The sequence below is a fragment of the Alitiscatomonas aceti genome (assembly GCF_025567195.1).
In the GTDB taxonomy this organism is placed as follows: domain Bacteria; phylum Bacillota; class Clostridia; order Lachnospirales; family Lachnospiraceae; genus Alitiscatomonas; species Alitiscatomonas aceti.
In genome coordinates this window covers 1-409 of sequence record NZ_JAOQJF010000094.1, presented here as the reverse complement: position 1 = coordinate 409, position 409 = coordinate 1, and the positions used below count along the sequence as shown (strand labels likewise).

Annotated in this window: 1 protein-coding gene; it reads left to right on the top strand. The window is 51.3% G+C overall.

What is annotated here, in order from left to right; all coding sequences use genetic code 11:
* Positions 1 to 397: dihydrofolate reductase (locus OCV69_RS16650; protein ID WP_158360327.1), on the top strand; the 397-nt coding region annotated here is incomplete at its 5' end.
* Positions 398 to 409: the final 12 nt, after the last annotated feature.

The following is a 409-nucleotide window of genomic DNA, read 5'->3' as shown; positions in this document are numbered from 1 at the left end:
GGGAAGGAAGACCATGGAGAGCCTGCCGGGAGGCCAGGCCCTTCCGGGACGTACCAATGTGGTCCTCACAAGGAACAGGGATTATAAAAAAAAGGGAGTGACAGCGGTCCACGGGATGGACGAGGCCCTTTCCTTTTTAAAACAGTTTCCAGACGACGATATCTATATCATCGGCGGCGAGGAGATCTACCGCCAGTTCCTTCCCTATTGCCGGACGGCCCATGTGACCAGGATAGATTATGCCTATGAGGCCGATACCCATTTTCCGGACCTGGACCAGGATCCGGACTGGCAGGTGACGGCGGAAAGCGATGAGCAGACGTATTTCAGCCTCTGCTATGAATTCTGCCGGTATGACCGGAAGATGGAAGAAAAAACATACGAAAAAAAAGAATAACAGTTGATATAA